Annotated in this window: 6 protein-coding genes; 5 read left to right on the forward strand and 1 reads right to left on the reverse strand. The window is 63.5% G+C overall.

Features of this window, described 5'->3' with window-relative positions:
- Positions 1-116 precede the first annotated feature (116 nt).
- Positions 117-2132: a thioredoxin domain-containing protein gene (locus tag NKI01_RS30555; RefSeq protein WP_352965815.1), complete on the reverse strand. Its 2016-nt coding sequence runs from the start codon at positions 2130-2132 to the stop codon at positions 117-119.
- Between the two features lie 59 nt (positions 2133-2191).
- On the opposite strand from NKI01_RS30555, the gene mnmE reads away from it, so the two are divergent.
- The 5 genes from mnmE (at position 2192) to NKI01_RS30580 (ending at position 8229) form a co-directional block, all read left to right on the forward strand.
- Positions 2192-3520 carry a tRNA uridine-5-carboxymethylaminomethyl(34) synthesis GTPase MnmE gene (gene mnmE / locus NKI01_RS30560; RefSeq protein WP_352481326.1) on the forward strand — a complete coding sequence of 443 codons (1329 nt, stop codon included), beginning with the start codon at positions 2192-2194 and terminating at the stop codon, positions 3518-3520.
- Between the two features lie 419 nt (positions 3521-3939).
- Positions 3940-5829: a tRNA uridine-5-carboxymethylaminomethyl(34) synthesis enzyme MnmG gene (gene mnmG / locus NKI01_RS30565; protein ID WP_352481325.1), complete on the forward strand. Its 1890-nt coding sequence runs from the start codon at positions 3940-3942 to the stop codon at positions 5827-5829.
- The gene (gene rsmG, locus NKI01_RS30570; RefSeq protein ID WP_352789145.1) at positions 5826-6464 is read left to right on the forward strand and encodes a 16S rRNA (guanine(527)-N(7))-methyltransferase RsmG; all 639 of its coding nucleotides are present in this window, start codon (positions 5826-5828) and stop codon (positions 6462-6464) included. The genes mnmG and rsmG overlap by 4 nt, the downstream gene beginning before the upstream one ends.
- A 37-nt stretch (positions 6465-6501) precedes the next feature.
- Positions 6502-7302: a ParA family protein gene (locus NKI01_RS30575; protein ID WP_084642633.1), complete on the forward strand. Its 801-nt coding sequence runs from the start codon at positions 6502-6504 to the stop codon at positions 7300-7302.
- A 45-nt stretch (positions 7303-7347) separates the two neighbouring features.
- Positions 7348-8229: a ParB/RepB/Spo0J family partition protein gene (locus tag NKI01_RS30580; protein ID WP_023718749.1), complete on the forward strand. Its 882-nt coding sequence runs from the start codon at positions 7348-7350 to the stop codon at positions 8227-8229.
- Positions 8230-8552: the final 323 nt, after the last annotated feature.

Raw genomic sequence — 8552 nt, forward strand, 5'->3', positions numbered from 1 at the left:
GCCCGTCTGCTTCACTGCCATCGCGATTCCCTCAGACCGTCCACCTCAGAGAATCACAATCAGCGAATTACGCAACAGGCCCACAGAGGGGAGAAGGAGGGGTCGCGCCAGGTCCATCACCGCCGCAAATGCCGCTCAAGTTCCTCGGCTTCCGTTACCACCGGCAGGCAAACCTGCCCGGTGCACAGCCAGGCGCCTGGCCTATCTGTTGGCGGCAGAATGCCGCCTGGTAGGGCCGGCAGGTTTATTGCCGAGCGGGTTGCCACGACAATGTCAACCCTTCGTGGATCCGGTGATCGATTCGCTACCGGAACGAGCTGCGGGTTCGCCAAATCATCCACGATCCCCAGTTTCAGCGGTTCGAGCGCCAGGGCACAGGCATTGACGATTCCCGCCTGGCCATAGCCCTGGTGCTCCGCCCGCCCGGCCGCGTGCTCGGCGACTGTCCAGGCTTTTTCCCAGAGATCGAGATCGCCGGTCAGCGACGACAATCGGACCATGGCTTCGATGATCTGCCCGGTGGCGGAAGGAATGGCCTCGTCGACATCGCCGCGGATGCGGATCGGCACATCCGTGCTGTCCGATGCGGTCAGATAGTAGCCGGTCTTGTCGCTGTCCCGGTGCCAGAGATCGAGTTGCTCAATGAAGTTCTTGGCGCGATCGATATAGTCGGGATTGCCGGTCGCCTCGAACAGCGAGACCGCCGCATTGGTCATGGCGGCATAGTCGCTCGACAGGGCCGGGAACAGCCTCTTTGCGCCGAGCATCGAATGCGGCAGGCGGCCGTCACGTCCGGCGCCCGCAATGGCGGCAAAGCCCGCTGCCGCCGCTTCGATCCAGTCGGATCGGCCAAGCGATCGCCCGGCCTCGGCAAGGGCTGCGATCATCAAGCCGTTCCAGTCGGTCAGGGCCTTGCCGTCACGCCCTGGCCGGATGCGCTGTGACCTCGCCGCGAGCAATTTTTCTTTCAGAGGGACGAGCTGTTGGCGGTCGATCACACTTTGCGTCTGCTGGGCTTCTGTCTGGCGGATGATCGGCTTGCCCTCCCAGCCATGCGGGTCGGCAACTGTGAAGTAGTTGAAAAACAATGCTGATTCGTCATCAAGGGCAAGCTCGACCTCATCCTTGCTCCAGGTATAGAACAGCCCTTCTTCCCCTTCGCTGTCGGCATCGAGACTGGCAGCGAAGGCACCGCCCTCGACCCGCATTTCGCGCAACAGCCAGGCAATCGTTTCTTCGATTCGCAACCGGAACAATTCCTTGCCAGTTGACGCGTAGGCCCAATTGCACAGCCGGACGAGTTGGGCATTGTCGTAGAGCATCTTTTCGAAATGCGGCACCAGCCATTCGGCGTCGGTCGAGTAGCGACTGAGGCCACCGCCGACATGGTCGTAGATGCCGCCGGCCAGCATCTTTTCGAGGCTGAGGAGAACGGCGTCACGATGGGCTGCGGTGCTGTCGCGCAGCCAGGACAGCCAGAGGCTCTGCATGAACGGCGCGTTGGGGAATTTGGGTGCGCCGCGCAGGCCGCCCAGCTCGCGGTCGATCATGCCGTCAATGCCGTTGGCGAGCTTCGCTAGCGTGTCGCTGTCGAGTACGGCCTTGGCATGGCTGCCCGCCAGCCGCGCCTCGACATGCGTAGTCAAACCGTCGGCGCTTTGGTTAACGCTTTCTTTCTTCTCCCGCCAAGCCTTGTCGACCGCCTCCAGCACCTGGACGAAGCCCGGGCGCCCGTAGCGGGCTTCGCGAGGGAAGTATGTGCCGCCCCAGAACGGCTTGCCGTCCGGCGTCAGGAACATGGTCAGCGGCCATCCGCCCTGCTCGCCCATCGAGGACAGCGCCGCCATGTAGATCTGGTCGATGTCGGGGCGCTCCTCGCGGTCGACCTTGATATTGACGAAGAGACGGTTCATGACGGCGGCGACGCCGTCGTTCTCGAAGCTCTCATGCGCCATGACGTGGCACCAGTGGCAGGCAGCGTAGCCGACTGACAGCAGGATCGGACGCTGCAGCGCCTGTGCTTCGGCCAGAGCGGCAGGCGACCATGGCCGCCAGTGCACCGGATTGCCGCTGTGCTGCTGCAGATAGGGACTGGCCTCTTCGGCAAGCAGGTTTTGTGCAGGCAATGTCACGGCGCAACTCGATGGTGGATTGAACAGGCATAGCTAGGGCGCTTCGGCAGAGCGGGCAAATGATTTCAAAAGACTCCATCGTGGCACTGTCGAGCGGGCGCCTGCCGGCCGGCATTGCGGTGATCCGAATTTCGGGGCCGCAGAGTCGATTCGTAGTCGAAACGATTGCCGGATCGGCCGTGCCGAACCGCGTTGCTAGCTATCGCAAGTTACGGGCGCCGGACGGATCGGTGCTGGACAGCGGCCCGGTCGTCTTCTTTGCCGGTCCCGACAGTTTTACCGGCGAGGACGTTGCCGAGTTCCATGTGCATGGCGGACGCGCCGTCGTGGCGAAGATGCTGGAAACGATCACCTCCTTCGACGGCGTCAGGCATGCCGAGCCGGGTGAATTCACCCGCCGCGCCTTTGTCAACGGCAAGCTCGATCTGGTCGAAACCGAGGCGCTGGCCGATCTCATCAATGCCGACACCGAGGCGCAGCGGCGCTTTGCCGTGCACAATGCCGAAGGCGTGCAGAGCGAACTCTATCTGGGCTGGCGCCGACGGCTGATCCACGCCCGCGCGATGATCGAGGCCGAGATCGATTTTGCCGACGAGGACGACGTGCCGGGTTCGGTCGCCGACACAGTCTGGTCCGACGTGCGGGCCATGATCGCCGAGATCGAGCGCCATGTCGCCGGCTTCCGCGCTGCCGAAATCATTCGCGACGGGTTCGAAGTCGTCATCCTCGGTGCGCCGAATGCCGGCAAATCCAGCCTGTTCAACGCTCTGGCGCGGCGCGAGGCGGCGATCGTCACCGATGAGCCGGGCACGACCCGCGACCTGCTCGAGGTGGTGCTGGACCTCGAAGGGGTGCGGGTCCGGGTAACCGACACCGCCGGTCTGCGCGAGGCGCCCGGCAAGATCGAGGCGATCGGCATCGAGAAGGCCAGGGCCAAGGCGCACAGTGCGGACCTGCTGTTGCTGCTTGAGGATATGGCTGAGCCAATGGCGATCGGTGTGCTGCCGGGCGCCATTCCGGCGCTGAGGGTCGGAACGAAGGTTGATCTTCTGAGGGGCAAATCACCCTCGCCTGTGGCGCACTATGATATCGCTATCTCGACGCGGGACGGCACGGGAGTGGCCGAATTGCTGGACGAGATCGGGCGCCGCGCCGCAGCGCAGATCGGCCAGGCCGGCGATATCCTGCCGTCGCGGCTGCGGCACGTCGAGCTGCTCAATGAGACGAAACGCTTCCTGCTTGCGGCAGTGGCAAGTAGTGATCGCGGACAGGAATTGCGGGCCGAGGAACTGCGCCTGGCGGCGGATCGGCTCGGACGAATCGTCGGCGCGGTCGATGTCGAGGACATGCTCGACGTGATCTTTTCGCAATTCTGTATTGGGAAATGACTCACGTGAAACATTGGGAAGAATACGCCCCAGTGATTCACGTGAAACGCTGGGCGGTCAGTGGAGGGCATTGTTTCACGTGAAACGATTCGCTGTGCAAATGTCGCAGGTGCTGCAGGTTGAGGGGTTAGGTGCGGCTCTCGCCTTCTCCCCGTGTGGGAGAAGGTGGCCAAGCGAAGCTCGGTCGGATGAGGGTGTTCCAGCTTGGCACCGACGGTGCTCCGTCCAGCACCCCTCAACCGTCTTGGCGCCGCGCGCCAATCCACCTTCTCCCACAACAAGGGGAGAAGGAAGACAGGGCAGCGCCGGGCGTTCTCTATCTGCAATGGTCAGCGCAGTTATGCGCCTGAAGCCTCTCTGTTCTTGACAGCTCGTCCGGGCGGGCACATGTGTCGGCAGATTTGAATCGGAAGATACAGATGACCAATCGCTATGATGTGGTTGTGGTGGGTGGCGGCCATGCTGGGTGCGAGGCGGCCAGTGCTGCCGCGCGTGCCGGCGCCAGAACCGCGCTGGTGACGCTGCGCTTCGACACGATCGGTGTGATGTCCTGCAACCCGGCGATTGGCGGCCTCGGCAAAGGCCATCTGGTTCGCGAGATCGATGCCATGGACGGGCTGATGGGGCGCGTCGCCGATGCGGCCGGCATCCAGTTCCGTCTGCTCAACCGTCGTAAGGGGCCAGCGGTCCGCGGTCCGCGGACGCAAGCCGACAGGAAGCTCTATCGGCTCGCCATGCAGGCGGCGATCCGCCAGCAGGCCGGCCTCGATGTCATTGAAGGCGAGGTGCTGGACTTCGACATCAATGATGGAGAAATCGACGATGGGCGCATCGCGGCGGTGCTGCTGGCAGATGGAAGCAGGCTCGCCTGTGGTGCCGTGGTGCTGACGACCGGCACTTTTTTGCGCGGGCTGATCCATATTGGCGAGAAGAAGATCGTCGCCGGCCGCATGAACGAGCAAGCGAGTATCGGCCTGTCGGCGACGATGAGCCGCGCCGGCTTCAGGCTCGGGCGGCTGAAGACCGGCACGCCGCCGCGGCTGGACGGCAGGACGATCGATTGGGCGTCGCTTGAGAGCCAGGCGGCGGATGAAGATCCCGTGCCGTTCTCGCTGCTCACCGACCGCATCGAAAACCCGCAGATCCATTGCGGGATTACGCGCACGACCAATGTCACGCATGAGCTGATTCGCGCCAATCTTGGCCGCTCGGCTATGTATTCGGGGTCAATCGAAGGCGTCGGGCCGCGTTATTGCCCGTCCATCGAAGACAAGATCGTCAAGTTCGGTGACCGCGAAGGCCACCAGATTTTTCTGGAGCCAGAAGGGCTCGACGACGACACGGTGTACCCGAACGGCATCTCGACCTCGCTGCCCGAGGACGTACAGCTCGACATCCTGAAAACCATTCCGGGGCTGGAGCGGGCAACGATGCTGCAGCCCGGCTATGCCATCGAATATGACCATGTCGACCCACGCGAACTCAAGCCGACGCTGGAAACCAAGCGGATCGCCGGGCTTTACCTCGCCGGCCAGATCAACGGAACCACCGGCTACGAGGAGGCTGGCGCGCAAGGGCTGCTTGCCGGCTTGAATGCAGCGCGCAAGGCGTCGGCGAGCGATGAAATCGTGCTGAGCCGCACCGAAGCCTATATCGGCGTGATGGTCGACGACTTGACCAGCCGCGGCATCGCCGAGCCCTACCGCATGTTCACCTCGCGGGCCGAGTTCCGGCTGTCGCTGCGTGCGGACAATGCCGATGAGCGGCTGACGCCGCTGGCGATGAGGCTGGGGATCGCCTCGCCGGAGCGAACGCAACGGTTCAACACTGTCGTGCAAGACCTTGAGAAGGCGCGGCAGCTCGCCCTCGGCACCACGATGACCCCCAATGAGGCGGCGCGCCATGGGCTCGAGATCAACCGGGACGGCGTGCGCCGCTCGGTCTATGAGCTGCTGGCCTATCCCGGCGTCGATATCGCCTGGCTGGGGCGCATCGAACCTGCTTTTGGCGCTATCGACGCCAAAACGGCCGAACGTCTTGAAACGGAAGCCAAATATTCCGTCTATCTCGACCGCCAGCAGGCCGACGTCTCGCAGATCAGGCATGAGGAGAGCCGGCTTATTCCCGAGTCGCTCGACTTTGCTTCTGTTCCCGGCCTGTCCAATGAGTTGAAGCAGAAGATGCTGGCACGCCAGCCGCGTTCCATCGCTGACGCGCAGCGTATGGAAGGCATGACGCCGGCGGCGCTGGCGATTATCGTCGCGCATGTCCGCAACGCCGAGGCGGCCGCGCGAAAGCAGGTCGCGTGAGCGCTGCGTCCTGGGCGAACCTACAACAGGCAGCAGGCCCGGTTTCACGTGAAACATTCGGTCGTCTGGTCGAGTTCGAGGCCGTCTTCCAGAAATGGAATCGCCGGATCAATCTAGCCGCGCAATCGACGCAGGACGATGTCTGGCGCCGCCACATCCTCGACAGCGCGCAACTGGCGCGAATCAAACCGGACGCGAAGCGCTGGGTCGATCTCGGCTCCGGCGGCGGTTTTCCCGGGCTTGTGCTGGCCTTTCTGCTGGTCGAGCGTGAAGGGGCCAGCATCGACCTGGTTGAAAGCAACCGGAAAAAAGCATCGTTCCTGCAAGCGGTCGTCGGACAGTTCAGCCTGCCTGCCAAGGTCATCGCGCGGCGCATAGACGACAGCTATCCTCTTGTTCCTGCACCACAAATCGTCACGGCCAGGGCGCTCGCCTCGCTGCCGGCCCTGCTCCACCTGGCGGCGCCGTGGCTGACGAAGGGCGCGCGCGGCCTGTTTCACAAAGGCCGGGATTACCGCGCCGAAGTGGCAGAAAGCGCTCAACGATGGTCTTTCGATCTGGTAGAACATGCCAGTGTAACCGACGCGCAGGGCGTCGTTCTCGAAATATCCGACTTGCGACAGCACCCTGGCTAGTGACCGGCGACCCCGAATGAATTTCTGGCATAGACCCATGATGAAGAACGGCCCCCGAATCATCACCGTCGCCAACCAGAAGGGCGGCGTCGGCAAGACGACGACGGCCATCAATCTGGCCACCGCGCTGGCCGCTATAGGCGAACAGGTGCTGATCGTCGATCTCGACCCGCAGGGCAACGCCAGCACCGGGCTTGGCATCGACCGGCGCGACCGCACCGTCTCGTCCTATGATGTGCTGACCGGCGAACTCGACCTGGAAGCGGCGGCGATCCCGACGGCGGTGCCCGGCCTGTCGATCGTGCCGTCGACGCTCGATCTGCTCGGCATCGAGATGGAAATCGCCTCGGCGCCGGACCGGGTGCTGCGGCTGCGCAACGCGCTGCGGGCTTCGGCCGAGCGCTCGGCCAATTTCGGCTATGTGCTGATCGACTGCCCGCCCTCGCTCAATCTGCTGACGCTGAATTCGATGGCTGCGGCCGATTCGGTGCTGGTACCGCTGCAGTGTGAATTCTTCGCGCTGGAGGGCCTGAGCCAGCTGTTGGAGACGGTCGAGCAGGTGCGCCGTTCGATCAACCCCGATCTGACGATCCAGGGCATAGTGCTGACGATGTTCGACGGGCGCAACAATCTCGCCAACCAGGTGGTGCAGGATGTACGGGCGCATATGGGCGACAAGGTCTATGAAACCGTCATCCCGCGCAATGTCCGCGTTTCCGAGGCGCCGTCCTATGGCAAGCCGGCGATTCTCTACGACCTCAAATGCTCGGGCAGCCAGGCCTATCTGCAGCTTGCTTCCGAAGTGATCCGCCGCGAGCGCAAATTGCGTGCCGCCTAACAGTAGCCAACAAGCGATTCGATACCGAAACGATCTGGACGGACGATGAACGAAGACCCTTCGAGAAAGAGACTGGGCCGGGGATTGGCGGCCCTGATCGGCGAAATCGATCGCCCGGCGGCACCGGAAAAGCCGGGGCTGGCGGCCGACGGCAAGGTGCCGATCGAGTTCCTCAGCCCTAACCCGAAAAACCCGCGGCGGCATTTTGGCGACGCCGACCTGACCGACCTCGCCCAGTCGATCCGCGAACACGGCGTGGTGCAGCCGGTGGTGGCGCGGCCGTCGAAAACCCAAACGGGCCGCTACGAGATTATCGCCGGCGAGCGTCGTTGGCGTGCGGCGCAACGCGCCGGGCTGACCGAAATCCCGATCATTGTGCGCGATGTCAACGATCGCACGGCGCTCGAACTGGCGATCATCGAAAACGTCCAGCGCACCGACCTCAACCCGGTCGAGGAAGCGCTGGGCTACCAGCAGCTGATCGACGACCACGGCTATACCCAGGCCGATCTCGGCCAGGTGATCGGCAAGAGCCGCAGCCATGTCGCCAACACGCTGAGGCTGCTCAAGCTGCCCGACGTCATTCGCGACATGCTGGTCGATGGGGCGCTGTCGGCCGGCCACGCCCGTACCTTGGTGACGGCCGACGACCCGGCCGGGCTCGCCAAGCGGATCATCGATGAGGGGCTTTCGGTGCGCCAGGCCGAGGCGCTGGCGCAGATGCCGGTCGGCGCGCCGGCGGCAAAACGCCAACCCGCCGCACCGCCGCAAAAGGATGCCGATACACTGGCGCTGGAGCGGCAGATGACCAGCACGATCGGCATGATCGTCACGATCGAGCACAACCAGCGCGGCGGCGTGATCAGCGTCGCCTACCGGACGCTGGAGCAACTCGATGAGCTTTGCCGCAGGCTGAAGCGGGAGTAGGTGGGTTGCCAAAATGCCAGGACCTTTAGCCGGCAAATAAATTTTGGTCCTAAGATTGGCAGTTCCGTCTTCTAATAGGAGAACAACCGCGCCGGTGATTGGCGAAATCGCTCGAAGCGGTTAATCTCCCTCCTTGAGTGGGAGATGGCCGGCAGGCCAGAAGGGGTCGTCTCACATCAAGCGCCCACGTCGTCTGTCGCGGAAGGCGCTGGCGTTCCACGCGCTGTGACCCCCTCTGTCGAGTTGTGTGCGTCAAGTTCTGCAAAAATGGCGTGGCAGTAGCTGTGACGTCGGCGTGTCCGCCGCGCAGCCCCCGTGTTTAG

Origin of the sequence: Mesorhizobium sp. M0815 (assembly GCF_040319995.1) — a bacterium.
Lineage (GTDB): Bacteria > Pseudomonadota > Alphaproteobacteria > Rhizobiales > Rhizobiaceae > Mesorhizobium.

Coding starts and splice junctions, on each gene's coding strand:
- mnmE (WP_352481326.1), top strand. CDS start 2,192: ATGATTTCAAAAGACTCCATCGTGGCACTGTCGAGCGGGCGCCTGCCG.
- NKI01_RS30580 (WP_023718749.1), top strand. CDS start 7,348: ATGAACGAAGACCCTTCGAGAAAGAGACTGGGCCGGGGATTGGCGGCC.
- mnmG (WP_352481325.1), top strand. CDS start 3,940: ATGACCAATCGCTATGATGTGGTTGTGGTGGGTGGCGGCCATGCTGGG.
- NKI01_RS30575 (WP_084642633.1), top strand. CDS start 6,502: ATGATGAAGAACGGCCCCCGAATCATCACCGTCGCCAACCAGAAGGGC.